The sequence below is a fragment of the Necropsobacter massiliensis genome (genome assembly GCF_000827595.2).
Classification (GTDB): domain Bacteria; phylum Pseudomonadota; class Gammaproteobacteria; order Enterobacterales; family Pasteurellaceae; genus Necropsobacter; species Necropsobacter massiliensis.
The window spans coordinates 85169-110043 of the sequence record NZ_LN776189.1 but is presented as its reverse complement, the minus strand read 5'-3'; the positions used below and the strand labels follow the sequence as shown (position 1 = coordinate 110043).

At 49.6% G+C, this 24875-nt stretch carries 25 protein-coding genes and 1 pseudogene; 14 read left to right on the top strand and 12 right to left on the bottom strand.

The genetic code is table 11. The annotated features are described in order from the left end of the window. The first annotated feature begins 45 nt into the window (after positions 1 to 45). The 8 genes and pseudogenes from BN3349_RS09205 (at position 46) to BN3349_RS09170 (ending at position 8128) form a co-directional block, all read left to right on the top strand. Complete coding sequence (locus tag BN3349_RS09205) at positions 46 to 753, top strand: 7-cyano-7-deazaguanine/7-aminomethyl-7-deazaguanine transporter (RefSeq protein ID WP_040976996.1); 708 nt, start codon at positions 46 to 48, stop codon at positions 751 to 753. Positions 754 to 776: 23 nt separating this feature from the next. Then, positions 777 to 2084 (top strand): MFS transporter, encoded by a 1308-nt coding sequence (locus BN3349_RS09200; RefSeq protein ID WP_040976995.1) that lies wholly within the window; start codon positions 777 to 779, stop codon positions 2082 to 2084. 205 nt (positions 2085 to 2289) lie between these two features. Further along, on the top strand, positions 2290 to 2709 hold the full coding sequence (gene rbsD / locus BN3349_RS09195) for a D-ribose pyranase (protein WP_040976994.1): 420 nt from the start codon (positions 2290 to 2292) through the stop codon (positions 2707 to 2709). 15 nt (positions 2710 to 2724) lie between these two features. After that, positions 2725 to 4221 carry a ribose ABC transporter ATP-binding protein RbsA gene (gene rbsA, locus BN3349_RS09190; RefSeq protein ID WP_040976993.1) on the top strand — a complete coding sequence of 499 codons (1497 nt, stop codon included), beginning with the start codon at positions 2725 to 2727 and terminating at the stop codon, positions 4219 to 4221. Between the two features lie 12 nt (positions 4222 to 4233). Continuing rightward, positions 4234 to 5208 carry a ribose ABC transporter permease gene (rbsC, locus tag BN3349_RS09185; RefSeq protein ID WP_040976992.1) on the top strand — a complete coding sequence of 325 codons (975 nt, stop codon included), beginning with the start codon at positions 4234 to 4236 and terminating at the stop codon, positions 5206 to 5208. 44 nt (positions 5209 to 5252) lie between these two features. Next, positions 5253 to 6119, top strand: a pseudogene (gene rbsB / locus BN3349_RS09180) (ribose ABC transporter substrate-binding protein RbsB); the annotation flags it as partial. 70 nt (positions 6120 to 6189) lie between these two features. Further along, positions 6190 to 7110 carry a ribokinase gene (gene rbsK / locus BN3349_RS09175; protein WP_040976990.1) on the top strand — a complete coding sequence of 307 codons (921 nt, stop codon included), beginning with the start codon at positions 6190 to 6192 and terminating at the stop codon, positions 7108 to 7110. A 22-nt stretch (positions 7111 to 7132) separates the two neighbouring features. Continuing rightward, positions 7133 to 8128: a substrate-binding domain-containing protein gene (locus tag BN3349_RS09170; protein WP_040976989.1), complete on the top strand. Its 996-nt coding sequence runs from the start codon at positions 7133 to 7135 to the stop codon at positions 8126 to 8128. Positions 8129 to 8144: 16 nt separating this feature from the next. Here the strand turns inward: BN3349_RS09170 and cpxA are convergent, their stop codons facing one another. The 4 genes from cpxA to yejK all read right to left on the bottom strand — a co-directional run bounded on the left by cpxA (position 8145) and on the right by yejK (position 11849). After that, positions 8145 to 9542, bottom strand: a complete 1398-nt coding sequence (gene cpxA, locus BN3349_RS09165) for an envelope stress sensor histidine kinase CpxA (RefSeq protein ID WP_040976988.1) — start codon at positions 9540 to 9542, stop codon at positions 8145 to 8147. A 31-nt stretch (positions 9543 to 9573) separates the two neighbouring features. Then, the gene (gene cpxR / locus BN3349_RS09160) at positions 9574 to 10281 is read right to left on the bottom strand and encodes an envelope stress response regulator transcription factor CpxR (RefSeq protein WP_040976987.1); all 708 of its coding nucleotides are present in this window, start codon (positions 10279 to 10281) and stop codon (positions 9574 to 9576) included. Positions 10282 to 10350: 69 nt separating this feature from the next. Next, positions 10351 to 10764 (bottom strand): outer membrane protein assembly factor BamE, encoded by a 414-nt coding sequence (gene bamE, locus BN3349_RS09155; protein ID WP_040976986.1) that lies wholly within the window; start codon positions 10762 to 10764, stop codon positions 10351 to 10353. Between the two features lie 65 nt (positions 10765 to 10829). Next, positions 10830 to 11849: a nucleoid-associated protein YejK gene (yejK, locus tag BN3349_RS09150; protein ID WP_040976985.1), complete on the bottom strand. Its 1020-nt coding sequence runs from the start codon at positions 11847 to 11849 to the stop codon at positions 10830 to 10832. A gap of 165 nt (positions 11850 to 12014) precedes the next feature. Between yejK and BN3349_RS09145 the strand changes: the two genes are divergently transcribed. The 3 genes from BN3349_RS09145 (at position 12015) to BN3349_RS09135 (ending at position 15287) form a co-directional block, all read left to right on the top strand. Next, positions 12015 to 12236 carry a YejL family protein gene (locus BN3349_RS09145; protein WP_032109212.1) on the top strand — a complete coding sequence of 74 codons (222 nt, stop codon included), beginning with the start codon at positions 12015 to 12017 and terminating at the stop codon, positions 12234 to 12236. Positions 12237 to 12241: 5 nt separating this feature from the next. Further along, positions 12242 to 13993, top strand: coding sequence for a DUF3413 domain-containing protein (locus BN3349_RS09140; protein ID WP_040976984.1), 1752 nt, complete (start codon positions 12242 to 12244; stop codon positions 13991 to 13993). Positions 13994 to 14300: 307 nt separating this feature from the next. Then, positions 14301 to 15287: an amidohydrolase family protein gene (locus tag BN3349_RS09135; RefSeq protein WP_040976983.1), complete on the top strand. Its 987-nt coding sequence runs from the start codon at positions 14301 to 14303 to the stop codon at positions 15285 to 15287. A gap of 85 nt (positions 15288 to 15372) precedes the next feature. Here the strand turns inward: BN3349_RS09135 and yjjG are convergent, their stop codons facing one another. The 6 genes from yjjG to rph form a co-directional block, all read right to left on the bottom strand. Beyond that, a complete protein-coding gene (gene yjjG / locus BN3349_RS09130; RefSeq protein ID WP_040976982.1) occupies positions 15373 to 16044 on the bottom strand; it encodes a pyrimidine 5'-nucleotidase in 672 nt (223 codons plus the stop codon). After that, positions 16041 to 16985 (bottom strand): tRNA dihydrouridine(16) synthase DusC, encoded by a 945-nt coding sequence (gene dusC, locus BN3349_RS09125; RefSeq protein ID WP_040977191.1) that lies wholly within the window; start codon positions 16983 to 16985, stop codon positions 16041 to 16043. Before dusC ends, yjjG begins: the two co-directional genes overlap by 4 nt. Positions 16986 to 16990: 5 nt before the next feature. Continuing rightward, entirely contained in the window at positions 16991 to 17602 is a 612-nt protein-coding gene (locus BN3349_RS09120) for a DUF2238 domain-containing protein (RefSeq protein WP_040976981.1), read from the bottom strand. Then, a complete protein-coding gene (gene djlA, locus BN3349_RS09115) occupies positions 17602 to 18480 on the bottom strand; it encodes a co-chaperone DjlA (RefSeq protein ID WP_040976980.1) in 879 nt (292 codons plus the stop codon). The genes BN3349_RS09120 and djlA overlap by 1 nt, the downstream gene beginning before the upstream one ends. Positions 18481 to 18597: 117 nt before the next feature. Beyond that, positions 18598 to 19242, bottom strand: coding sequence for an orotate phosphoribosyltransferase (gene pyrE, locus BN3349_RS09110; protein ID WP_040976979.1), 645 nt, complete (start codon positions 19240 to 19242; stop codon positions 18598 to 18600). A gap of 6 nt (positions 19243 to 19248) precedes the next feature. Then, positions 19249 to 19965, bottom strand: coding sequence for a ribonuclease PH (rph, locus tag BN3349_RS09105; protein WP_040976978.1), 717 nt, complete (start codon positions 19963 to 19965; stop codon positions 19249 to 19251). 251 nt (positions 19966 to 20216) lie between these two features. Here rph and BN3349_RS09100 point away from each other — a divergent pair, with 251 nt between their 5' ends. Both BN3349_RS09100 and ygfZ read left to right on the top strand, forming a co-directional pair. Continuing rightward, positions 20217 to 21080 carry a YicC/YloC family endoribonuclease gene (locus tag BN3349_RS09100; protein WP_040976977.1) on the top strand — a complete coding sequence of 288 codons (864 nt, stop codon included), beginning with the start codon at positions 20217 to 20219 and terminating at the stop codon, positions 21078 to 21080. A 9-nt stretch (positions 21081 to 21089) separates the two neighbouring features. After that, positions 21090 to 21947: a CAF17-like 4Fe-4S cluster assembly/insertion protein YgfZ gene (gene ygfZ, locus BN3349_RS09095; protein ID WP_040976976.1), complete on the top strand. Its 858-nt coding sequence runs from the start codon at positions 21090 to 21092 to the stop codon at positions 21945 to 21947. A gap of 37 nt (positions 21948 to 21984) precedes the next feature. On the opposite strand, the gene murJ is transcribed toward ygfZ, so the two are convergent. After that, on the bottom strand, positions 21985 to 23559 hold the full coding sequence (gene murJ, locus BN3349_RS09090; protein ID WP_040976975.1) for a murein biosynthesis integral membrane protein MurJ: 1575 nt from the start codon (positions 23557 to 23559) through the stop codon (positions 21985 to 21987). Positions 23560 to 23837: 278 nt separating this feature from the next. On the opposite strand from murJ, the gene rpsT reads away from it, so the two are divergent. After that, positions 23838 to 24101, top strand: a complete 264-nt coding sequence (rpsT, locus tag BN3349_RS09080; protein ID WP_040976974.1) for a 30S ribosomal protein S20 — start codon at positions 23838 to 23840, stop codon at positions 24099 to 24101. 90 nt (positions 24102 to 24191) lie between these two features. On the opposite strand, the gene BN3349_RS09075 is transcribed toward rpsT, so the two are convergent. Beyond that, on the bottom strand, positions 24192 to 24872 hold the full coding sequence (locus BN3349_RS09075) for a YtjB family periplasmic protein (RefSeq protein ID WP_040976973.1): 681 nt from the start codon (positions 24870 to 24872) through the stop codon (positions 24192 to 24194). Between the last annotated feature and the right edge of the window lie 3 nt (positions 24873 to 24875).

Genomic DNA, 24875 nt, shown 5'->3' with positions numbered 1-24875 from the left:
CTGGGTTCCCTCACCCCAACACATGTAATAAAAAGGTAACAATCCATGAAAAATACCCTTGCGATCCTTAATGATCGACAGAAACGCCGCGCTTTAGCCGTGCTGAGTTTCTTCCATATTTTTATTATCGCCGCCAGTAATTATCTGGTGCAAATTCCCTTTGAAATACATCTTCCATTCCGTGCGCTCGGTGCCGCCGAAGACTTTTCCTTTCACAGTACCTGGGGCACGCTGACCTTTCCGTTTATTTTTCTTGCCACCGATCTGACGGTGCGGATTTTCGGAGCGAAAGACGCACGGCAGATTATTTTTATCGTCATGTTGCCGGCGCTATTGATAAGCTATCTGATTTCAACCCTGTTTTCCGATTCGCAATATCAGGGCGTTGAAGCGCTATATACGTTCAACGTTTTTGTCTTCCGCATTGCCTTTGCCAGCTTTGCTGCATATGTTTGCGGTCAGCTGCTGGACGTGCTGGTTTTCAACCGCCTGCGCCAGTTAAAAACGTGGTGGATAGCGCCAAGCAGCTCGATGATTTTCGGCTCCATGGCGGATACCTTTTTGTTTTTTGCCGTCGCCTTTTATGCTAGCAGCGACCCGTTTATGGCGCAGCATTGGACCGAACTCGGTCTGGTCGATTATCTGTTCAAGTTATTGATCGGTATTGTTTTATTCGTTCCGGCTTACGGCGTGGCATTAAATTTCATTTTACGCAAACTGCAACTGTTATCCCCCGCTGCGCAAACGGCATAAATATGATCGCATAAGGAAAAATGATGACTCTCAGAGAAAAGATTGATCAAAACCCAATGGGTGCATATCAGTGGGGTATCGTGATGATGGCGGCCATTATGAATGTACTGGACGGCTTTGACGTGTTAGCACTGGCGTTCACCGCCACCGCCATCCGCCATGAATTCGGTTTATCCGGCACGGAACTCGGCTATTTGCTCAGCGCAGGCTTATTCGGTATGGCTGCCGGTTCGCTGTTTTTAGCGCCGCTGGCAGATAAAATCGGACGCCGTCCGTTACTGCTGCTTTCAGTCACGCTTTCCGCACTCGGAATGCTCGGTTCGGCGTTTGCATCGCAACATCAGCTGCTTGGCATCTGGCGCGTGCTCACCGGGCTTGGTGTGGGCGGAATTCTGGTCGGCACCAATGTAATTACCAGTGAATATTCCTCACGCAAATGGCGCAGTTTTGCCATCAGTATCTACGCGGCGGGCTTTGGTATCGGCGCGGTGCTGGGCGGCATGTTCGCCGTGATGCTGCAAACGGAATACGGTTGGCGTTCGGTATTTCTGGCCGGTGCCGTATTGACCGGTTTATGCTTTATTGTATTGCTGCTGTGGCTGCCGGAATCTATCGACTATCTGCTCAGCAAACAGCCGGCGGGCGCTGAACAACGCCTAAACCGCATAGCCGTCAAAATGGGATTGGCAGGAAATTGGACGCTGCCGCCCAAAACGGCAAAAACTGAACACAAATTGCCACTTACCCGCTTATTCGGCGCGCAATACCGTCGTCCGACATTGCTGATCTGGATTGCATTTTTCGCCATTATGTTCAGTTTTTATTTTGTCAGTTCATGGACGCCGGCATTGTTAAAAGAGGCCGGCATGACGACCGAACAAAGCGTCAGCGTGGGGATGATGATTGCCCTAGGCGGAACCTGCGGTGCGCTGCTATACGGTTTGCTGGCAAGTCGCTGGTTGGCACGCAGCGTGCTGATTCTGTTTACCATCGCCTCCGCCTGCGCGGTGATCGTTTTCATTCTGTCGGCTTCCGTATTGTGGCTGGCGATGACTTTCGGCATCTTGCTGGGCGCGCTGATGAACGGTTGTATCAGCGGGCTTTATACCCTCAATCCGAGCATTTATGCCGCCGATATCCGCAGCACTGGGGTCGGTTGGGCAATCGGTATCGGTCGTATCGGCGCCATTCTCGCCCCGACAGTAGCAGGTCTGCTGCTCGATAGCGGCTGGGATAAACAGAATTTATATATCGGTGTAGCGCTCGTTTTATTATTCTCCACCGCCGCATTATTGGCATTGCGTACCAAAAGCGCGCTGACCGCACTTTAATCCTTTCATTACGCGGGCGGACAGTGTCGCCGCCCGACGTTTGTTTTCCCATCCGAGCGATGTATTTTTTCTTTGATCCCGATCACAGATTTAAAAACACCCGTTTTCTTTCCGCATTTTTTTCTTTTACACTCTGTTCACAAATTTTATCGAAACGTTTCGATGTACAAAAAAGAAACGTTTTCTCCATGAGGCAGAGATTAAAATGAAAAAAACCATGCTTTTAAATGCACCGCTGTCACAGGTGATTGCCACGCTGGGACATACTGACAGTATAACCGTCGGCGATGCGGGACTACCGATTCCCGCCAGTAGCCTGCGTATCGATCTGGCATTGACTCGCGGCGTGCCGGATTTTTTAACCACGGTAGACGGCATCATTAGCGAAATGTTTGTGGAGCGGGCTGTGATGGCGGAGGAAATCAAACAAAAAAATCCGCAAATTCACACCGCACTTTTAACTCGTCTGCAACAGCTGGAAAACCAACAAGGCAATCGCATTGAGCTGGAGTATGTGCCACATCAGACCTTTAAACAACGGACGCACGGCAGCAAAGCGATAGTACGCAGCGGTGAATGTTCACCTTACGCTAATGTGATTTTATATTCCGGTGTGCCTTTTTAACTGTGGAGAGTTGCCATGGAACAACAAACTTTGTTGAAAATCAGCGGGATTGACAAATCCTTCCCCGGCGTCAACGCGCTGAGCAATGCTTGCCTGTCGGTTTATGCTGGGCGAGCGATGGCGCTGATGGGGGAAAACGGTGCCGGTAAATCCACACTGATGAAAGTGCTGACCGGCATTTACAGCAAAGACAACGGCACCATCGACTATCTCGGGCAGACGGTGAGTTTTAGCGGACCGAAGCATTCGCAAGAAGCGGGGATCAGCATTATTCATCAGGAACTGAATCTGGTCGGTAATCTAACCATTGCGGAGAATATTTTTCTCGGCAGGGAATTTACTACGCCTTGGGGCGCAATCGACTGGCACAAAATGTATCGCGAGGCAGATAAACTGCTTGCCCGCCTGAATGTGCCGCACAGCAGCCATCGACTTTGCGGCGAACTGTCTATCGGCGAACAGCAAATGGTGGAGATCGCCAAAGCGCTGAGTTTCAGCGCACAGGTCATCATTATGGATGAACCGACCGATGCGCTAACCGATACGGAAACGGCGGCGCTGTTTAAGGTTATCCGCGAACTGAAAGCGGAAAATCGCGGTATCGTCTATATTTCGCACCGCATCAAAGAGATCTTTGCGATCTGCGACGATGTGACGGTGCTGCGCGACGGTCAGTTTATCGGTGAAAGTGCGGTGGCGGATTTAAGCGAAGATCGTCTGATTGAAATGATGGTTGGGCGCAAGCTGGAGGAGCAATATCCGTATCTTAAACAGGATAAAGGCGATGTGCGTCTGAGCGTACACAACTTGAGTGGCAGCGGCGTGCATAATGTCAGCTTTTGCTTACACGGCGGCGAAATTCTCGGCATTTCAGGGCTAATGGGCGCCGGACGAACAGAGTTAATGAAAGTGCTGTACGGTGCATTACCAAAAACCGGCGGTCAAGTGCGGTTAAATAATCGCGAGATTTCGGCTGACTGCCCACAGGACGGCTTAAACCACGGCATTGTGTATATTTCCGAAGATCGCAAAGGGGACGGGCTGGTGCTGGGCATGTCGGTGAAAGAAAATATGTCGCTGACCGCACTGGATCATTTTTCTCGCGCGGGCAGTATTCAGCACAACGCCGAACAGCGGGCGGTGGATGATTTTATCCGCCTGTTTAATATCAAAACGCCGGGGCGCGATCAACCAATCGGGTTACTTTCCGGCGGTAATCAGCAAAAAGTGGCGATTGCCAAAGGGTTAATGACCCAACCGCAAGTGCTGATTTTAGACGAACCGACGCGCGGCGTGGATGTCGGCGCCAAAAAAGAAATCTATCAGCTAATCAACAAGTTCAAACAACAGGGGCTGAGCATTATTCTGGTTTCTTCCGATATGCCGGAAGTGCTGGGCATGAGCGATCGAATTCTGGTCATGCACGACGGGCGGATCAGCGCGGAATTCAGCCGCGCAGACGCCACGCAGGAAAAACTACTCGCCGCCGCAATTGGTAAGCCGGTGGCATAACAAGGGGATATTATGACTTCACAACCGCAACACACGCGTTTTCAAATCGGTGCATTTTTACTCGAACAACGCTCGATCATTGCATTATTACTGCTGATTATCATTGTTTCGCTGATTAATCCCGATTTTTTCTCAATAGATAATATTTTAAATATCCTGCGTCAGACTTCGGTCAACGCGATTATCGCCGTCGGCATGACCTTTGTGATCCTGATTGCCGGCATTGATTTATCCGTCGGTTCGATCCTCGCCTTAACCGGTGCGTTCGCCGCTTCCATGATCGGCGCCGAATTACCGGTGCTGCTGGTCATCCCCGCCGTTTTGCTGTGCGGTACGCTGCTCGGTGCGCTCAGCGGTGTGATTGTCGCCAAAGGGAAAGTGCAGGCGTTTATTGCCACGCTAGTCACCATGACGCTGTTGCGCGGCGTTACCATGGTATATACCGACGGGCGCCCAATCAGCACCGGTTTTTCCGATGCGGCAGACAGTTTCGCTTATTTAGGCAGCGGCTATCTATTTGCTATTCCGTTGCCGATCTGGTTAATGGCACTGGTCTTTGCCGCTGCGTGGTATATTCTCAAGCACATGAAAATTGGGCGTTATATTTATGCCCTGGGCGGCAACGAAGCCGCTACCCAATTGTCCGGTATTAACGTCACTAAGGTGAAAGTCTTTGTGTTTGCCGTCAGCGGTCTGCTGTCTGCACTAGCCGGGCTGATCGTTACCTCACGCCTTTCCTCGGCGCAGCCTACCGCTGGCGTGTCTTACGAGTTAGATGCCATTGCCGCCGTCGTGGTCGGCGGTACCAGCCTGATGGGCGGGAAAGGGCGGGTGATGGGTACGCTAATCGGCGCATTGATTATCGGATTTTTAAATAACGCATTAAATTTATTAGATATTTCATCTTATTATCAGATGATCGCAAAAGCCTTGGTTATTCTCGTGGCCGTACTGGCGGATAACTATTTAGGCAGCAAAAAAGCATAACCCTTCCATTCTTGCTTAAAGGAGATTACATTATGAAATAATTCACCAAATTAACTTCGGCAATGATGTTAAGCCTTGCCTTCGGCGGTGCGGCAATCGCGCAGGATACCATCGCGCTGGCGGTGTCCACGCTGGATAATCCGTTTTTCGTCTCTCTGCGGGACGGTGCACAACAAAAAGCGGATGAGCTGGGTTATAAATTAGTGGTGCTGGATTCGCAAAACGATCCGGCCAAAGAGCTGTCCAATGTGGAAGATCTGACCGTGCGCGGGGCAAAAGTCTTATTAATCAATCCAACCGACAGCGAAGCGGTCAGCAACGCGGTGGCGATTGCAAACCGCAATAAACTTCCGGTGATTACGCTGGATCGCGGCGCAGCAAAAGGCGAGGTGGTCAGTCATATCGCCTCCGATAACGTTGCCGGCGGAAAAATGGCGGGCGATTTCATTGCGCAAAAACTGGGCAGCGGAGCAAAAGTGATCCAACTGGAGGGATTGGCCGGCACTTCTGCCGCACGTGAACGCGGCGAAGGCTTTAAACAGGCGATTGCAGCGCATCATTTTAGCGTGCTTGCCAGCCAACCGGCGGATTTTGATCGCACCAAAGGGTTGAATGTCATGGAAAATCTGCTGGCAAGTAAAGGTGAAGTGCAGGCAGTCTTTGCGCAAAATGATGAAATGGCGCTAGGCGCACTGCGTGCAATCACAGCGGCGAAAAAGCCGATTCTGGTGGTCGGTTTCGACGGCACGGACGACGGCATTAAAGCGGTGAAAAACGGCAAATTGGCCGCCACTATCGCACAGCAACCAGCGCTTATCGGCAGTCTGGGGGTGGAAACCGCCGACAAACTGTTAAAAGGCGAAAAAGTCGATGCCAACATTCCGGTGGCACTCAAAGTGATCGCGGAATAACGCGGCAATATGCTGCATCGGGGTGCGCAACAACCCGCCCCGATGAGCTGAATCAATATTCGGAGTTTTTATGGCTAACACACTTACCGTACTCGGCAGCATTAACGCCGATCACGTCATTTCCGTACCGCACTTTGCCCGCCCGGGCGAAACCCTAAGTGGGCGTGATTATCACATCGCTTACGGCGGTAAAGGCGCCAATCAGGCAGTCGCCGCAGCCCGTGCGGGAGCAACGGTGAATTTTATCGGCTGCATCGGCGATGATGCTATCGGTCGGGCAATGAAAAACGCCTTTGCCCAAGACGGTATCAATACCCATCCCATTGTTGAAATTGAAGATGTCATGACTGGCATCGCCATGATTCAGGTAACCGACAGCGGAGAAAACAGCATCGTTATTGCCGCCGGCGCCAATGCCCGTCTGGACGCAACCACGGTCAATACTTTCGCCCAAGAGATTATCAGCGCCGATTATCTGCTAATGCAGCTTGAAACGCCGTTAAGTGCGGTGCTAAAAGCCGCAGAATTAGCCGCTGCCAACCAGACCAAAGTGATTTTAAATCCGGCGCCGGCACAACCGTTACCCGACGCGCTGCTCAGCCGGGTGAACATCATTACGCCGAACGAAACGGAAGCGGAAATACTGACCGGTATTCGCGTCGTTGATGAACAAAGTGCGGTCGAATCCGCGCAAGTTTTGCATGCCAAGGGCATTGAAACCGTATTGATTACTTTGGGGGCAAAAGGTGTATACTTTAGTCAACAGGGAGAAGGTGAAATGATTGCCGGTTTTCGAGTCGATGCCACGGATACCACCGCGGCAGGTGATACCTTTAACGGAGCCTTTGTCACTGCGCTGTTAGAAGGTAAACCGATTAAACAGGCCATCCGCTTCGCACATGCGGCGGCGGCAATCAGCGTTACCCGTCAAGGTGCGCAACCGTCAATTCCGTATAGAGACGAAACGCTGGCATTTTTAGCCCGACAATAAATCGCACAAGAGGAGGGAACCTATGGCTACAATGAAAGATATCGCACGTCTTGCACAGGTTTCCACTTCCACCGTTTCCCACGTGATCAATAATTCCCGTTTCGTCAGCGATGAAATCCGCGACAAAGTTATGCGGGTGGTCGAGCAGCTGAATTACACTCCCTCGGCACTGGCGCGCAGCCTGAAAGTCAAACAAACTCAAACTATCGGTATGCTGGTCACCACCAGCGATAATCCGTTTTTTGCCGAAGTGGTCGCCCATGTCGAGCGCTACTGCAACCAGCACAATTATAATTTGATTCTGTGCAATACCGACGACGATGAAAGCCGGCTGGAGAAAAATCTCCAAACGCTGATGCAAAAACAGGTGGACGGTTTGCTGCTGATGTGTACGGAAAGCCGTTTTCGCGCCAAACCGCTCAATCTGACGGTACCCTGCGTGATTATGGACTGGTGGCCGACCGAGCTGAATGCAGATAAAATTCATGAAGATTCGCAACTGGGCGGCTATCTGGCGACCAAATGTCTGCTGCAACACGGGCATCGGCATATTGCGATCATCACCGGCAGCCTGAACAAGCAACTGGCGCGCAATCGTCTTGCCGGCTATCAGCAGGCGCTGGCGGAATTTAAGATAGCGCTACGGCAGGAATGGATCATTGAAAGTCACTTTAATTTCGACGGCGGGGTTCTCGGCATGGAAAAGCTGCTCAATCTGCCACACCGCCCGAGCGCGCTGTTTGCCAGCAGCGATAGCATTGCCCTCGGCGCCTACCAGACCCTCTGGCGCCATGGTTTATCCGTGCCGCGCGATATGTCTGTGATCGGTTATGACAATATCAATCTGGCGCAATATCTCGCGCCACCGCTCAGCACCATTCATCAACCGAAAGACCTGCTGGCACAATCTGCGGTGGATACACTGCTGCGGCGGATAAAAAATCCGGCGCAAAACTACCGCACTTTCACGCTACGACCGACGCTTATCCTGCGTCACTCCATTGCCGACGCCAAGTGATAAAGTGCGGTCGGTTTTATTTATGAATCCATAATGGCAGTTGAATTACCACGCGCAACCCGCCTAAGTGGCTCTGCATCGCCCGCACACTGCCTTGATGTTCTTTAATCACATTGGCGACAATCGCCAGTCCCAGTCCCGCTCCACCGGTTTCTCGGGTTCGCGCCTCATCAATGCGGTAAAACGGTTTGAAAATATTTTCATATTCTTTTGCCGGAATACCATCGCCGTCATCATCAATGGCAATAAACAAGGAATTATCTTTCAGAAAAATGGTCGCCTCAATGCGCGATTTAGTATATTTCATCGCATTTCTGACGATATTTTCCACCGCACTGCACAGCAATCCTTTATTGCCGTTAATAAAAAACTGTTTCGGGGTATAAATCAACTGGCGTACTTTAAATTTCAACTTGCGTTGTTCCGCTTCAAAGGTGCCGTCGTCAACAATATCCGACCACAGTTCCACAATCGGGAAAATATTGCGTAATAAATGGCTGTTAAGCTGCTGGCGGGACAACAGCAGTAAATTGTTAATCATTGCATCCAGTTGCTGCGCTTCCTTTTCGATACGGGCAACTTCCGTACCTTCACCAATCCGCCGCCGCAATAACGCCAACGCCAGCTGTAAACGGGTCAGCGGCGTTCTAAGCTCATGGGAAATGGACGACAACAATGATTGCTGACTGGAGAGTAAATCCTCCAGCGCTGCGGTCATGTGATTGAAACTCTGACCGACCTGACGCAATTCAACGGTGCCATAGATCTCCAGATTTTTATCGGTTTTAAAATTGCCCAGCGCCACCGCGTTTGAGGCACGCTGCAAATTACGCAACGGGCGACCGATACTGTGCGATAGCCACCACAATAATGGAGTTGATACACCCAAAATCACCAGAATTAGAATCAGCGGATGATCAAAAGCAAATGAAACGAATTCCCGCTGCGCTTCGACTTTACGCAAAAAATACAGGGTATAAGACACTTCCTCATCCGAAGTATTCACATACACCACAAAAGGACCGGCGATTTGCAGATCATAAAAACTTTTCTTTAACGGTTGCAGCGGATTTTTGGCATGATAAATAAATTGCTGGAGAGGTGCGGTTTCTTCTTTGCGAGCGCCGATAATATCCCCGTTCGGGTTGACTAAAACCGGATGTACGCCGTCGAATTTATCCGTCGGAAAAATCGGCGCGCCGGATAAAATATGAGAAAGATGGTTATTGCGGATAACGGAAGAAATTTCGCGGTGATAGGCTGCCACTTCATTGTTATTCAACTCGGAATAAAGACGTGCGTCGAAATACGGCAGGGAAAACGCCAGCCCGAATAGAATTAAAAAAGACAGCCAAAACAAGGCGAAAATACGTAAAGAAAGCGTATTAAAAAACGAAATTTTACTTAATTTCATAGATAAAACATATTATTTACATTTTAAGTTATTATTTTTCCGCTACCAATAAATAACCTCTACCGCGCAAAGTTTTAAACCAAGAGGTATCATCGTTTCTCGGCGGTAACTTCTTACGCAGATTGGACATGTGCATATCAATGGCGCGATCAAAAGGTGTCAACGGTTTTCCCAACACTTCCACACTGAGATATTCACGCGAAAGTATCCGCCCCGGATTGGAAATCAGAATCTGCAATAATGCGAACTCAGTTCCTGTCAATTCCAAATCCTGACCGTTAAACAGCACCTGTTGGCGTCCCGGATATAACGTCAGATTACAAAATTCAAACGAGCCGTTCTCATCTTGCGCTTTATGCGTCTCCCTCTCGCCCTGCGGAACGACAGTACGACGTAAAATCGCTTTAATGCGAGCAACCAGTTCTCTGTCGTTAAAGGGTTTCGGCAGATAATCATCGGCACCGAGCTCCAGCCCTAGTACGCGATCAATTTCCTCGCCGCGGGCGGTCAGCATCATTACCGGCACGCTAAACTTACGCCGAATCTGTTTTAAAGTTTCAATACCGTTCAATACTGGCATCATGACATCAAGCAGTACTAAATCATAGCTGGCATCCAGTTTATCTAACGCCTGCTGCCCATTATTCGCCACTTCGACCTCAAATCCTTCCAGCTTGAGCAATTCTGCCAGCAGTTCAACAAGTTCAACATCGTCATCAACTAATAAAAGCTTGGCCATAATCAGATTTCCTTATAGTCATTAGCCGTCTCAAAGCACAGCAATTGATACTGCCTTACATAAATCAGGTTATTTCCAGAACTGCCACCAGCTTTTGCTCTGCGCATCCGCCGTAGTAATAACGGCATTATTGATTTCCGGTTTCGCCTCGTCCGGCAGTGGCTTATCCAGATCTACTGCGGTAACAATGCCGTTGCGATCGAAATTAACGATAAAGGTATGTTGATCTGGCGCGGCGTAAGCTTTCTGCATCAGAAAAACATAATACCAAGTATTATTGCTGTAAGGGTCGATCAATACCGGCGTACCAAGCAGATACTGCACCTGTTGCGCGTTCATTCCCGGTTTAACCTGCGCGACCGTGGCGGCCTCCAAATAATTGCCTTGCGGCACATCAATACGGTAAACGATTTTATTCACGGCAGAACACGCAGTTAGGCTTAATGCCAATACCAGCGCAGGAATAACGGATTTCAATTGCATATTTTTACCTTTTTATAGTCTGCAAACAATGGTTGATAATACCTAAAGTTAATCGGATTGCCAAATTAATTCTGCGGTTTCAGCCGGCGCTCTAGCTGATCACGCAAATTAGGCGGTAACCCTTTGATTGTTAAGGTATCGGACGCCTCATCCCAGAAGATTCGGTGATCGATTAATTCCGCATCGAAACTGATTGTCACCCCTTTGCCGGAACCAGAAAATTTAGTCAGGCTTTTCAGCGTCGCGCGCAGCGGCGGAATGCTGGCTTCCAGCCCGTAATCCTGTTCAGCGGCAAAATCGGCAAAAGGCCGGTCTTTTAGAGTCGGAATATTGGCGGAAAGTTCCGTCAACTCAATTTCCTCCCCGTCATTCAGCTGACCTTTACAATAGTCAAATACTTGCTTTTTCACCGCCTGCGACTGCTCGGCGTTCAACTCGCCCTGCCGGCAATAATCACTGACCGCTTGCAACAGGCATTGATTCTGCACCTGCGGATTCAGCCCTTCGTCGGCGCCGAGAAAATCCATAAAGAAATCGCCGATCTTACGTCCGACCCGGCCCTTAATAAAAGTCAGATAACGGTTGGAATCGGCATCGGTTTGCAAATCAGTCAGATTAATCCGCCCAGCAATATCGAATTGCGTGATGTCAAGATATTGAGTACGGTGAATTTCCAATCGTTCATCCACCAGCATACTGGCGCGGCTGTCCAACAGCGCAATAAACAGGTAATCGGTGGCTAAAAAATTATAACGGCATAAAATCAGCGTGCCGCTATCAGCAAAGGCGTATTTGCCCAATTCCGCCGCCAGTAAGGATGCCGCCTGCTGGCTAAAAGATAAAAAATCGGTTTCCCCTTCCAGCAGCCGATTGAGTATCTGAGCAAAATTCGACGCCGCCTGAAATACGCCATATCCTTTCGCTTTATTCTGATAACCCTGATGCAGTTGCAACATCATCTGTTCTGCCTCCGCAGTTACCGGCAGCAACGCTTCCCGCAGCTGAAGGCTTAACCCGGTATTTTCATCTTCCGTCGTCGCCTTAACTAATTGATGCAATACGATTTGATTAACGCTGATAGTCATGTTTTAATCCGCTGTGTATAACAATAAATTTGCGCGATATTATAACCGCACTTTAATGAAAAATATGCTAGCATATACGAAATTATTCTTGAGAGAAAAAAACCGATTATCATTTGAACCGAATAACCGCTGATTTTCTCTCCGCCGCGACACTCAGGTTTCAGAATGGCAAAACAGTCAAAATATCAAGATAAACAAGTCGATGCAATCTTACAGGATATGATCGGCGTACTCGAAAAACATCAAGCGCCGGTCGAACTGTCGTTGGTGGTACTCGGTAACATGGTCACCAATTTACTGCGCAGCAGTGTCGGCACTCAGCAACGTACCGCGCTGGCACAAGCCTTTTCCGAGGCATTGCTGAATTCAGTCAAAAGCGACAAATAAACACTATGTTATGGATTAAAAACGGCAAACAATACCGCGAAGAAACCTCCCGCAAGATTTCTTGGGGGCATTGGTTTGTGTTTTTTAATATCTTATGGGCAATTGTGATAGGCTCGCGCTACGCGTTTATCATCGACTGGCCGGATACCCTGTTCGGCAAACTTTATTTTTTTATCAGCCTGCTCGGTCATTTCAGTTTTATCGTGTTCGCCGTCTATCTGCTGGTGGTGTTTCCGTTAAGTTTTATCATTAAAAACCACCGCACTTTTCGTGGACTGACTGTTATTCTGTCCACGCTCGGCATCACCTTTCTACTGCTTGATACGGAAGTTTTCTCGCGCTTTAACCTGCACCTTTCCTCCGTGGTCTGGAATCTGTTAGTCAATCCGGAAAACGGTGAACTGTCGCGAACATGGCAGATTTTCTTTGCCCCGATGCCGATTATTTTGCTGGCGCAAATGCTGTTTTCTCGTTGGTCATGGGAAAAGCTGCGCAGTTTGGAACGACAGAAATGGCTGAAAGGCGTCGGCTTCTTTTTTATCTGCACTTTTACCGCTACCCATTTAATTTATGCTTGGGCGGACGCCTACATTTACCGCCCGATTACCATGCAGAAATCCAATTTCCCGGTTTCTTACCCGATGACGGCACGTTCCTTTCTGGAAAAACACGGCTTGCTGGATAAAGCCCAATACAGTCAGACGCTGGAGCAGGAAGGTCGCCCGGAAGCGCCGAAAATCAACTACCCGAAACGGGCATTGACATTCAGCGAAAATCACGCCAAAAGCAATATTCTGCTGATCACCGTATCCGGTCTGCGCTACGATGCCGTCAACGCCGAAAATATGCCTAAATTGCACGCTTTCGCCGGGCAGTCCACCGAATATACCAATCATTACAGCACCGGCAATAACAACAATACCGGGCTGACCGGCTTATTTTACGGTTTGAACGCCAACTATACCGACAGTCTGCTCAGCAATAAAACCGAATCCGTGCTGATCGAACAATTACGTGACAAACACAGCGGCTACAGCCTTGGCTTGTTCTCATCCGACGGCTTCAAAGCCAGCTTATTCCGTCAGGCATTGTTTGCCGAAAGCCGGCTGGCGAAGAAAAAAACCGATAACCGCAGCGCCGCCAAACAGTTTATCCAATGGCACGAACAGATCACCCAGCGCAATACACCGTTCTTCGCCTATTTAACTCTGGCGTTGCCGCAGGGGCTAAGCTCAACCGCTTATGACCAAGCCTTGGGCCAACTGGATTCGCAGCTGGACGAAGTGCTGAATACGCTCAACCTTGACAACACGCTGGTGATGATTACGGCGGAACACGGTTATCATTTCAATCAGCTGGATGAAAAGCAGCAAACGCACTATTTCGCTCGCGATGAAATTCAAGTGCCGATGATCGTGCACTGGAAAGGATTGGCGCCGGGGAAAATCACTCGCTTAACCACCCACACCGACGTGCTTCCGGCACTAATGAAACACCTGTTTAAGGCGAACAATCCGATTTCCGATTATGCACAAGGAAAAGATCTGTTCGAGCCGTCCTCCAGCCGCGATTGGGTGCAGGCGGGTAACTACCGCTGGACGGTGGTGATTATGCCGGACGGCACGCAATACCAGATTGATCGGCGCGGAAACTATCAAAAATTTGACCGCACTTATCAAAAAGCCTCGTCGGCATCACCGCCGCTCGGACTGTTTTTGGATGTTTTTACCCGGGAAGGTGAGTTCTTTGATAAATAGTTCCGATTTAATGCGCGACCGATAGTTAGAACCGATTATATTTTTAATATCGAACCCCTTATACTATCGCCCGAGTATCCGGGGTTCGTCCGTCAGGTCCGTACCCTTATATCAGGACTGGATATAATGTTATTAATTAAAAATCCGAGAATTTTTCATAACATTGCAATCGACTTACTCAATGCACGCCAAAACGCATTGAACGCAATTCTCTTTTCACTTAATAACAAATCCCCTTGCATGTGGGATTTTTTTATATCTTCAGCCGCTGTCCGCCTGTTATCGCTTATATCGTCACGGAGTAATTATGAAAAACCATGTTCGTAGCTTTAAAACCTACATCAGAGATGAAATCATCAAAAAAGGCGGCTGGGTGAATTCCCATGCGCACGCTGATCGCGCATTTACCATGACTCCGGAAAAAATCGGCATCTATCACAGCAGCAATTTGCAACAAAAATGGGATCTGGTGGACGAGGTCAAACGCACTTCATCGGTGGATGATTATTATGCCCGTTTCTGTCAAGCGATCGAACTGATGATCGCCCAGGGTGTCACCGCATTCGGCACGTTTGTGGATATTGATCCTATCTGTGAAGACCGCGCGATTATCGCCGCCCACAAAGCTCGCGAAGTATATAAGCACGACATCACACTGAAATTCGCCAACCAGACGCTTAAAGGCGTGATTGAATCGACCGCAAGAAAATGGTTCGATATCGGTTCGGAAATGGTGGATATGATAGGCGGGCTGCCTTACCGTGATGAGCTGGATTATGGACGCGGGCTGGAAGCCATGGATATTCTGCTGGACAAAGCCAAATCCCTCGGCATTATGTGCCATGTGCATGTGGATCAATTCAATACGCCGCGCGAAAAAGAAACCGAACAGTTATGCGATAAAACCATTGAACACGGCATGCAGGGGCGAGTTGTCGCCATTCACGGTATTTCAATCGGCGCGCATTCCAAAGAATACCGCTATAAACTGTATGAAAAAATGCGTCAGGCGCAAATGATGATCATCGCCTGCCCGATGGCGTGGATTGACAGCAACCGCAAAGAAGATCTGATGCCATTCCACAATGCGCTGACGCCAGCGGACGAAATGATCCCGGAAGGCATTACCGTGGCCATCGGCACCGATAATATCTGCGATTACATGGTGCCGCTGTGCGAAGGTGATATGTGGCAGGAATTAAGCCTACTTGCCGCCGGCTGCCGCTTTCCCGATCTCGATGCAATGATCAATATCGCCAGCATCAACGGGCGCAAAGTCTTGGGTATCGATTAAATAAGTGAGCAGATAAAAGTGCGGTCGGATTTGCCGAATATTTCGCCTCGAAAACGCAGCAAAATTACACCGCACTTTTTTATCACTATGCGTTCACCACATCCGCCAGCTCGGCAAACCGATTAACCGTATAAGAAGGCATGATGTCCGTATCATTGTGCCGATGGTGCGCCAGCCAGCATGTATCCAGCCCAGCGTTAATTCCGCCCTGAATATCCGATTGCAGGGTATCGCCGACCATCAGCACTTCGCGTTTATCCTTGATCTGCGCCCGCTGCAAGCTATGCGCAAAAATCCGCGCGTCAGGTTTGGCAATGCCCACTTCTTCCGACACGGTAATAAATTCAAAGCAATCCTGCAAACCGGTGTTCTGTAGCCGCAGCTGCTGCATCAAGGTAAAACCGTTGGTAATAATCGCCAGCTTTGCATGCTGGCTTAATGCTTGCAGAGTTTCTCGCACGCCCTCCAACGGACGGCAAATATCAGCCATTGACAACAAATACGCGCGGTTTAACTCCGCCGCTGGTTTTCCGAGCCGCTTTCCCCACTGCTCAAAACGGGTGGTTTGCAACTGCTGCGCGCTGATTTCAGCGTTTTGATATTGCACCCACAGCGGTTTATTCAGCTGCTGAAATTCGTCAAAATCCGTCTGTTGAAAATCCACCCCATAATCGGTGAACATGCGTTTTAAGCCGACAAAGCCGTCGAAGGAAAATAGCGTTTCATCCGCATCAAAAAAAATCCATTGATATTTCATTCCGTTACCACCTGATACAATCTTTCGCGCAATTCCTCCGCCTGCGAACAGGTTTTAATCCGTTCAAATAAGGCGTCTGCCTCAGAATATGCCGCATTTAAATAGCGCAACCATTGTTTAATCCGCGCCACATGATAAAAACCGCTGTCATAAGGATTATACATATCGGCATAACGGCGCAATAGCGGCATCACGCCGGTTTGCCAGTCCAGTTTTTCCTGCTGAGCTTTAATAACCCGACTCAAATTTGGCAGGGTTAACGCGCCGCGTCCGACCATCACATCAACGCAACCGGTTTGCGCCATGCAGGCTTCCGCATCTTGCCGATTCCAGATTTCGCCGTTGGCGATCACCGGAATGGACAATTGACGGCGCACTTCGCCGATTTTCGCCCAATTAATCCGCTCGGCGCGATAACCGTCGGTTTTGGTACGCCCGTGAATGGCGATTTCCGTTGCACCGCCCTGTTGTACTGCATCGGCGATCTCAAAGGCTGCGCCGTCATGCGCCCAACCGAGGCGCACTTTAACGTTTACCGGCTGACTTGCTGGCAGCGCCTGGCGAATGGCGCGGGTCGCTTGATAAATCAACTCCGGCTGTTTTAATAACGCCGCCCCGCCGTGACTGCCGTTTACTGTTTTTGACGGACAACCGCAATTCAGATCTACGCCCCATGATCCGAGCGCAACCGCACGTCGCGCATTTTCCGCCAGCCAATGCGGATGCTGCCCAAGCAGCTGAACGCGCAGCGGCGTGCCAGACGGCGTTTTACCGCCGCATAATAATTCCGGGCATAAACGATAAAACACTTTCTCCGGCAATAATTGGTCCACCACGCGGACGAATTCGGAAATGCAGAGATCATAATCATTGACATCCGTCAACAGCTGACGAACCAAGGGATCCAATACGCCCTGCATCGGCGCTAATATCACACGCATCAGCATCAGACCGATTGATCAGGACGAATCAGATAAAAAAGCGCCAGCGCAGTAATCGCACCTAGCGTATCGGCGAGCATATCTTTCTGCGCATCCCACGGATCGCCCTGCGAACCGAGAAACGCAATTCCCTCGTCGCCACCCGCAAGCACGGCATATTGCCATTCGATTAATTCGTAGGCGGCGGCGACGGACATAATCAGAAACAGCGAAAACAGACCGGCGATAATCGACCCGGTCAGTTTGCGGCGCAATAAAAATTCAGCACAGGCAAAGCTGTAAAAGCCGATAACATAATGCGCCACCCGATCAAAATGATTGCGCGCCTCACCCAACCAAGGCGTCAGCATATCGTTTGCCCAACCAAACGGCACGCGTTCAAAGGTATAATGCGCGCCGATACTGTGCATAATCAGCCATAAGGACATCAGCGCATAAGCGGTGCGACTGAATTGAAAAGAGCGGTAAGTTAAAACTAACACGGCGAACACCGCAATAATCGGTAGAATTTCCGCATACCAGACCGAGCGGGAAAAAGGCGCAATGCCAGACCAGATGATCAACGCGCTAATAACAAACGCCAGCGCAAGCGGAAACCCATCAGCTCGTTTCAGCATTATTTCCAGCCTTTCGCTTTACAGATTAAATCGTATGCCGCCTGAATCTGCTGGGCTTTTTCCTTCGCCATTTCCAACATTTCTTTCGGTAAACCTTTTGCCACCAGCTTATCCGGGTGATTTTCATTCATCAAACGGCGGTACGCGCGTTTTACCGTATTGCGATCATCGCTGGCAGATACGCCCAGCACTTTATAGGCGTCATCCAGCGTCGGACCGCTGCTGTGCGGCTGTTGATAACCACGTTGTTGACGATAATCGCCCTGACTATAACCGCCTTGCTGCGAACTGCTGCGTTGTTCGTAATAAAATCCGCCGTTACGACTGAAATGACGCGCCGCCATTTCCGCCATCAGCAGTTGTTCAAACTGGAAACGCGACAGTCCCAGTTCTTCCGCCACCACATACAGCACCTCTTTTTCATTCTCGTGCAGGTGATCATCGGCAAACGCCGCTTTAACCTGCACCGATAAAAACATTCTGAGCAAATCCGCGCGTTGTCCACAGCCCAGACGAAACTCACGAATCACCTGACGAATCGGGAATCCTGCCTCTTTACCGCGATTAAACGCTTCCTGCGCCAGTTTGCGTCCGGCATCATCCAGATTCATCTGCTGCATTAAGTTGCTGGCGAGCGCAATATCATCTTCTGTGACTCGTCCTTTGGCTTTGCTTAAATGTCCTAATACCGCAAAAGTCGTCTGCATAAATAACGACTGCCGCGTCAGTTTATGGTTGAAAAAACTTGAATTCACGCTGCCGAGTTCATACAGTTTTTTATCCGCAATATGGCCCAAAATAACGCCGGCAATGGCACCGAATAAACCGCCAAATCGCCAGCCGATAATAAATCCCAGTAATTTCCCGATAAAATTCATTGATTGCTCCGTTAGATAGAAAGTGCGGTCGATTTTTCCGCGATTTCGGTCTCATTGCGACTATAGCGCAGCCGTTGCCGAAACGGCGTGAAAAAACACCGCACTTTTTATTTCATCTTATTTCACACCGTAACGCTCGCGATAAGCGCGTAACGCCGGTAAATGCTGACGATAGCGCTCGTCCTGCTCAATAAAACACATCAAATCGTCCAAATCGATGATCGACAGCACCTGACAATGATAATCACGTTCGACTTCCTGAATGGCGGAAAGTTCACCTTTGCCGCGTTCTTTGCGATTTAACGCAATCACCACCGCGCTGAGCTGCGCATGGTTTGCCGCAATGAGATCCATCGCCTCACGAATCGCCGTACCGGCGGTGATGACATCGTCCACCAGCAACACTCGTCCCTGCAACGGACTGCCGATCAAGTTGCCGCCTTCGCCGTGATCCTTCGCCTCTTTGCGGTTAAAGCATACCGGTTTATCCAACTGATACTGGTCGAACAACGCCACCGACACCGTGGTACCGATAGGAATGCCCTTATAGGCAGGGCCGAAAATCACGTCATACTGCAACCCTGCCGCCTGAATGGCAGCTGCATAAAAGCGCCCCAGACAGGCAAGATCTGCACCAGTATTAAATAATCCGGCATTAAAGAAATACGGACTGACTCTGCCAGATTTCAGGGTAAATTCACCAAATTTTAATACGTTACGACTTAAAGCGAAGTGAATAAATTCCTTTTTATAATCTTGCATGATAATTTACTCCGCCAACGCCTGACGCTGCGCGCTGAAAATCGCATCGCAGCCTTGTTTGGCTAAATCAAGTAACCGCAGCAATTCATCATGGCTGAACGGCTCCCCTTCTGCCGTACCCTGCACTTCAATCAACCGACCGTCGTCAGTCATCACCACATTCATATCCGTTTCCGCCGCGCTGTCTTCCACATATTCCAAATCGCACACCGCTTCGCCGTTGACAATGCCGACCGAAATTGCCGCCACCAGTCCTTTCAGCGGATTGGTTTTCAGCGTGCCGTTCGCCAGCAAACCGTTAATCGCATCAACTAACGCCACGCAGGCGCCGGTAATCGATGCGGTGCGAGTGCCGCCGTCGGCCTGAATCACATCACAATCCAGCGTAATTGAACGCTCACCGAGCGCGTTCAGATCCACCATTGCTCTTAACGAACGGGCGATCAAGCGCTGAATTTCCATCGTCCGCCCGCCCTGTTTGCCTTTTGCCGCTTCACGCGGCATACGACTGTGAGTCGAACGCGGCAGCATACCGTATTCCGCCGTCACCCAGCCCTGATTTTGCCCTTTCAGAAAACGCGGCACCGTATCTTCAACCGTCGCGGTGCAAATCACTTTGGTTTCGCCGAATTCCACCAGCACCGATCCTTCGGCGTGTTTAGTATAGTGACGGGTGATATGAATTGGACGGGGTTGATTAAAAGCTCGTTCATTCGGACGCATTAAAAATTCCTTCATTTTTGCTGATAAAAGTGCGGTCATTTTAACACGCAAACTGACATAAACGAAATTTAAAGGTAAAATAGTCCCACTCACGGCGAGATTGTCAATAATGTCGTCAAAGTTGCCTCGGCTTTATGATAATCACATGAAAAATTTATGCTTTTTCACGTTATCCGACTAACAGAAAACGCCATTCACAGGCAAATCCCGACGCCCAAATCAGCGCCAAACAACAAATTAAGGATAAGATTATGATTTACAGTATGACCGCCTTCGCCCGTCGTGAAATGAAACAGGACTGGGGCGACGCCGTATGGGAAATCCGTTCGGTGAATCAACGCTATCTGGAAAACTTCTTCCGCCTGCCGGAACCGTTCCGCGCGCTGGAAAACAGCCTGCGCGAAAAACTGCGCCGCAATCTGACCCGCGGCAAAATCGAATGTAGCCTACGCCTTGAGCAAAAACAACAAACGACGCGCGAACTAACGCTGAACAAGGCGCTTGCCGGTCAGGTAATTCAGTCGTTGCAATGGCTGAAACAACAAGCCGGTGAAGGCGAACTTAGCCTGACCGATGTGCTGCGTTATCCGGGCGTGGTGGAAGCGCCGGAACAGGATCTGGATGCGATCAGCCAGGAGTTGCTCGCCGGCTTTGATGTGTTGCTCAAGGATTTTATTGCAATGCGCGCGCGCGAAGGCGAAAAGCTAAAAGCGCTGCTTGAACAACGTCTTGATGCAATTTCCGTCGAAGCGGAGCGGGTACGCGCCGCCATGCCGGATATTCTACAGTGGCAGCGCGAACGCCTTCTACAACGCTTTGACGAACTCAGTTTGCAACCGGATCCGCAGCGACTGGAGCAGGAAATGGTGCTGCTGGCACAGCGTATCGATGTGGCGGAAGAGTTGGATCGTCTGCAACTGCACGTGAAAGAAACCCGCGCGATTTTGCACAAAGGCGGTGCGGTCGGGCGTAAATTGGATTTTATGATGCAGGAATTAAACCGCGAAAGTAATACGCTCGCCTCAAAATCCATCAATGCCGAGGTGACCAATTCCGCCGTGGAACTGAAAGTTTTGATCGAACAAATGCGTGAGCAAATTCAAAATCTGGAATAGGAGTGCAGCATGCTGATCAATCTGACACAATACGGCTTAATCTGTGCACAGGGCGCCGATGCGGAAAAATTTCTACAAGGACAGCTGACTTGCGATGTCAGCAAGCTGACAAACGGGCAATCCACCCTAACCGCACACTGTGATCCGAAAGGCAAAATGCATTCGCTGTTTCGCTTGATCCGTACCGGCGGGCAGCAATTTTATCTGTTAGTAAACAAATCGCTGCTGGCAAGCACGCTGGCGCATTTAAAAAAATATGCGGTGTTCTCCAACATCACCTTTAGCCAATTAGACTGGCGGATTGTGGGTATCGCCGGAGAAGATGCCGTTCGGCAATACGATGCGATTTCTGCGCAAATCAGCCTCGCCCTGCCGCAGCAGCCGACACGCTATCTGCTGTTGCAGCCTGCCGCCGATAATATCGAATACGACGCCCCCGCCGAATACTGGGATGTGGCGGATATCCAAGCCGGCATCCCGCTGTTCAGCCCGCCGGTTCAAAATCAGTTCATTCCACAAGCGCTGAATCTACAGCTGCTGGAACAGGCGATCTCCTTTACCAAAGGCTGTTATATCGGTCAGGAAACGGTTGCCCGCGCCAAATACCGCGGCGCCAATAAACGAGCAATGTTTACCTTCCGCGCGCTGACGGACAGCACGCCCGAGATCGGAGAAGAAATTGAAATGCAACTGGAAAACGGCTGGCGCAAAACCGGATTTATTCTAAGTGCGGTCAATTTTAACGGCGTTTTATGGTTGCAGGCAGTGTTAAACCACCAAACACCACCAGAGACGGCATTTCGACTGGCGCACAACGCAACCGCGCTCAACCTTTATCCGTTACCTTACGAATTAGCACAACACTGACATTTCCACGGATAATAGGCGCTCCCATATCCGCATATTATCCGCCGGAAACCAAATCGTTTTTGCGCACGCCAAGCAGCAGCAGCATCGCCGCGTAAATCAGCGCGGCACAGCCAATAAGCCAAAACAGCCAGTGCACCCGCTGTAAAAATGACATTGCCTGCCAGCTGTCCAATGCCGGGCTGTAATGCCACACCACGCCGCCCATCACCGCCGCCGCAAGCAAAACTTTCAAAAAAAACACCGCACTTTGTCGGCTAATGCGATAAACATCGGTTGTCGCCAACCCGCGGTATAACAAATAAGCATTCAAACTTGCCGACATCGCCGACGCCATCGCCAGCCCCACATAACTGAACGGAATCGCCAGCAGATTAAACGCCATATTGCTGAGCATCGCGATAATACCGATTTTCACCGGCGTTTTGGTATCCTGTCGCGCATAATAACCGTTAGCTAAAATCTTAATCAGCATAAAGCTCAACAGCCCCGCATTAAACGCCCACAAAGAATAAGACGCCGCTTGCACGTCATACAGCATAAACTGCCCGCGCATAAACAGCACCAGCAGCATCGGCTGCGCCAATACCGCAATGCCGATCATCGCCGGCACGCCGAGCAATAAAATCATGCGCACGCCCCAATCCATCGTCATGCGAAAATCCGCCGCGCTGCGTTGTGCATCGTCGCTACGGTTAACATGATGACGCGCTAGCGTCGGCAAAATCACGGTGGAAATCGCAATACCGAATAACCCGAGCGGAAATTCAAGCAGGCGGTCGGAATAATATAGCCAGCTGATCGAGCCGGTCATCAGAAAACTGGCGATAAACGTATCCAGCAATAAGTTGATCTGGCTGACCGACACCCCGAATAAGGCGGGAATCATCAGGGTGCGGATTTTCTTCACGCCCGCATCGTTCCACGCCCATTGAGGTCGCACCAACAGCCCGGCGCGTTTTAGAAACGGGATCTGAAAAAAAAATTGCAGCAGCCCGCCGATAAAAATCCCGATAGCCAATGCCAAATCCGGACTGCTGACACGGGGCGCGAGAAAAAGTGCGGTGCCAATCATCGCGATATTCAACAGCACCGGAGAGAAAGACATCACGCCAAAGCGCCCCAAGGTATTCAAAATGGCGCCGGACAGCGCGACAAAAGTGATAAACCATAAATATGGAAAGGTGATTTTCAGCAGCAGCGATGCCTGTTCAAATTTCACCGCATTCGGTCCGTCATGCAGCCAATCCATAAACCAGCCGGTGCCGAACACCGCAGCCACCAGCGGCGAAAAAATCATCGCAAGCAGCGTGACGACAGTGACCAAGCCGCCGAGCGTACCGGAAACCTTGGCAATAAATGCGCGAGTTTTGTCCATATCGCCGGATTGCTGATACTCTGCCAGCACTGGCACAAAAGCTTGTGAAAATGCGCCCTCGGCAAACAACCGACGCAAAAAATTCGGAATTCGGTTGGCAAATAAAAACACATCCGCCGCCACGCCCGCCCCGATAAGCTGAGCGGTGATCACATCGCGCACCAGCCCTAACACGCGCGACAGCAGGGTCATTGCACTGACGATCACACCGGATCGTAATAATCGTTTAGTCAAAATAATTCACTCTTTGGCAGAAATTTTGGCTTAATTGTATAGAAATTTTATTTTTACGCTATATTCCCGGGGAAAAAACTGTTAAAATTCGCCCCACATCGTTTAGGTGGGCTAAAGAAAGCGCATTTTCAGATAACGATGCTGACTTTCGGTAGTGTCTCACCGAATCCTCAAACTAAATTTTGCCAATTGTTTATTGACAATTGTATAGAAAAAAGGCATATTTTACGCCTTTATTTTTATTCCATAAACTAACAGAAATTTTCAGGAGTTTGACCTTGGCTAATATCAAGTCAGCTAAAAAACGTGCGGTTCAGTCAGAAAAACGCCGTCAGCACAATGCAAGTCAGCGCTCAATGATGCGTACTTACATCAAAAAAGTTTACGCAGCAGTCGCAGCAGGTGAAAAAGCAACAGCGGAAGCCGCATTCGTCGAAATGCAAAAAGTGGTCGATCGCATGGCGTCTAAAGGTTTAATCCACGCCAACAAAGCGGCAAATCACAAATCTAAATTGTCTGCACAAATCAAAAAATTAGCGTAATCGTTTTTTGGATTCAGAATAACATAAAACCGCACTTTGTTAAGTGCGGTTTTTTCTTGCTTTGAATATGTTACCAGCTAATACGGTGCGCTATTTGGCAAAACGCTTACGGCGCCGATGAAAATTCAGGCTGCCGCGACTTGACCTCGACGGTTTAACCGCCGGTTTCACTTCCTGTACCCGGCGGTGTGCGCGCCGATAATGGCTGAGAAAATAATGCACCGAACTGGCGGCTAAAACGCCCGCCAGAAAAACCACGATCAATTCGCCGTAAAGCTGATGAAAAATCCGATTGATTTTATTTTGGGTGGTCTGCCCATATTTCGTATCGAAAGTAATGCGTAAAAAACCTTCAATTCCGTTCGGTGAATAAATCGGTTCGACAATCTGCTGAGTGCCGATGTCTTTCTGTTGCGCGTCGCCCAGCCCCAACTGAGTGCGCAGCCCCTGCGAATCAGTGCTTTGCGCCAGCAATTTACCGTCGCTGCCGTAAACGGAAGCGTCCAGGACAAACGCCTCTTTGGCGAAATTATCCAGATTTTCCGTTAACCGCTCTGGTTTGGCATTATTCACCAATAGCATAGAAAACAGATTCGCCTGCTGGCGCACTAACAAATGAGACAAATTCGCCACTTGATTGATACTGGCTAACTGCGAACCGATTTTAAACTGCTTGACGCCGAATAAAATCACCGCCATAACCGCTACACAAAGCAGGATAATCGTGATTATCATACTGGTTTTAACCACTTTTTCTTTTATGATATGCAAGTT

Coding starts and splice junctions, on each gene's coding strand:
- BN3349_RS09205 (WP_040976996.1), top strand. CDS start 46: ATGAAAAATACCCTTGCGATCCTTAATGATCGACAGAAACGCCGCGCT.
- BN3349_RS09200 (WP_040976995.1), top strand. CDS start 777: ATGACTCTCAGAGAAAAGATTGATCAAAACCCAATGGGTGCATATCAG.
- rbsD (WP_040976994.1), top strand. CDS start 2,290: ATGAAAAAAACCATGCTTTTAAATGCACCGCTGTCACAGGTGATTGCC.
- rbsA (WP_040976993.1), top strand. CDS start 2,725: ATGGAACAACAAACTTTGTTGAAAATCAGCGGGATTGACAAATCCTTC.
- rbsC (WP_040976992.1), top strand. CDS start 4,234: ATGACTTCACAACCGCAACACACGCGTTTTCAAATCGGTGCATTTTTA.
- rbsK (WP_040976990.1), top strand. CDS start 6,190: ATGGCTAACACACTTACCGTACTCGGCAGCATTAACGCCGATCACGTC.
- BN3349_RS09170 (WP_040976989.1), top strand. CDS start 7,133: ATGGCTACAATGAAAGATATCGCACGTCTTGCACAGGTTTCCACTTCC.
- cpxA (WP_040976988.1), bottom strand. CDS start 9,542: ATGAAATTAAGTAAAATTTCGTTTTTTAATACGCTTTCTTTACGTATT.
- cpxR (WP_040976987.1), bottom strand. CDS start 10,281: ATGGCCAAGCTTTTATTAGTTGATGACGATGTTGAACTTGTTGAACTG.
- bamE (WP_040976986.1), bottom strand. CDS start 10,764: ATGCAATTGAAATCCGTTATTCCTGCGCTGGTATTGGCATTAAGCCTA.
- yejK (WP_040976985.1), bottom strand. CDS start 11,849: ATGACTATCAGCGTTAATCAAATCGTATTGCATCAATTAGTTAAGGCG.
- BN3349_RS09145 (WP_032109212.1), top strand. CDS start 12,015: ATGGCAAAACAGTCAAAATATCAAGATAAACAAGTCGATGCAATCTTA.
- BN3349_RS09140 (WP_040976984.1), top strand. CDS start 12,242: ATGTTATGGATTAAAAACGGCAAACAATACCGCGAAGAAACCTCCCGC.
- BN3349_RS09135 (WP_040976983.1), top strand. CDS start 14,301: ATGAAAAACCATGTTCGTAGCTTTAAAACCTACATCAGAGATGAAATC.
- yjjG (WP_040976982.1), bottom strand. CDS start 16,044: ATGAAATATCAATGGATTTTTTTTGATGCGGATGAAACGCTATTTTCC.
- dusC (WP_040977191.1), bottom strand. CDS start 16,985: ATGCGTGTGATATTAGCGCCGATGCAGGGCGTATTGGATCCCTTGGTT.
- BN3349_RS09120 (WP_040976981.1), bottom strand. CDS start 17,602: ATGCTGAAACGAGCTGATGGGTTTCCGCTTGCGCTGGCGTTTGTTATT.
- djlA (WP_040976980.1), bottom strand. CDS start 18,480: ATGAATTTTATCGGGAAATTACTGGGATTTATTATCGGCTGGCGATTT.
- pyrE (WP_040976979.1), bottom strand. CDS start 19,242: ATGCAAGATTATAAAAAGGAATTTATTCACTTCGCTTTAAGTCGTAAC.
- rph (WP_040976978.1), bottom strand. CDS start 19,965: ATGCGTCCGAATGAACGAGCTTTTAATCAACCCCGTCCAATTCATATC.
- BN3349_RS09100 (WP_040976977.1), top strand. CDS start 20,217: ATGATTTACAGTATGACCGCCTTCGCCCGTCGTGAAATGAAACAGGAC.
- ygfZ (WP_040976976.1), top strand. CDS start 21,090: ATGCTGATCAATCTGACACAATACGGCTTAATCTGTGCACAGGGCGCC.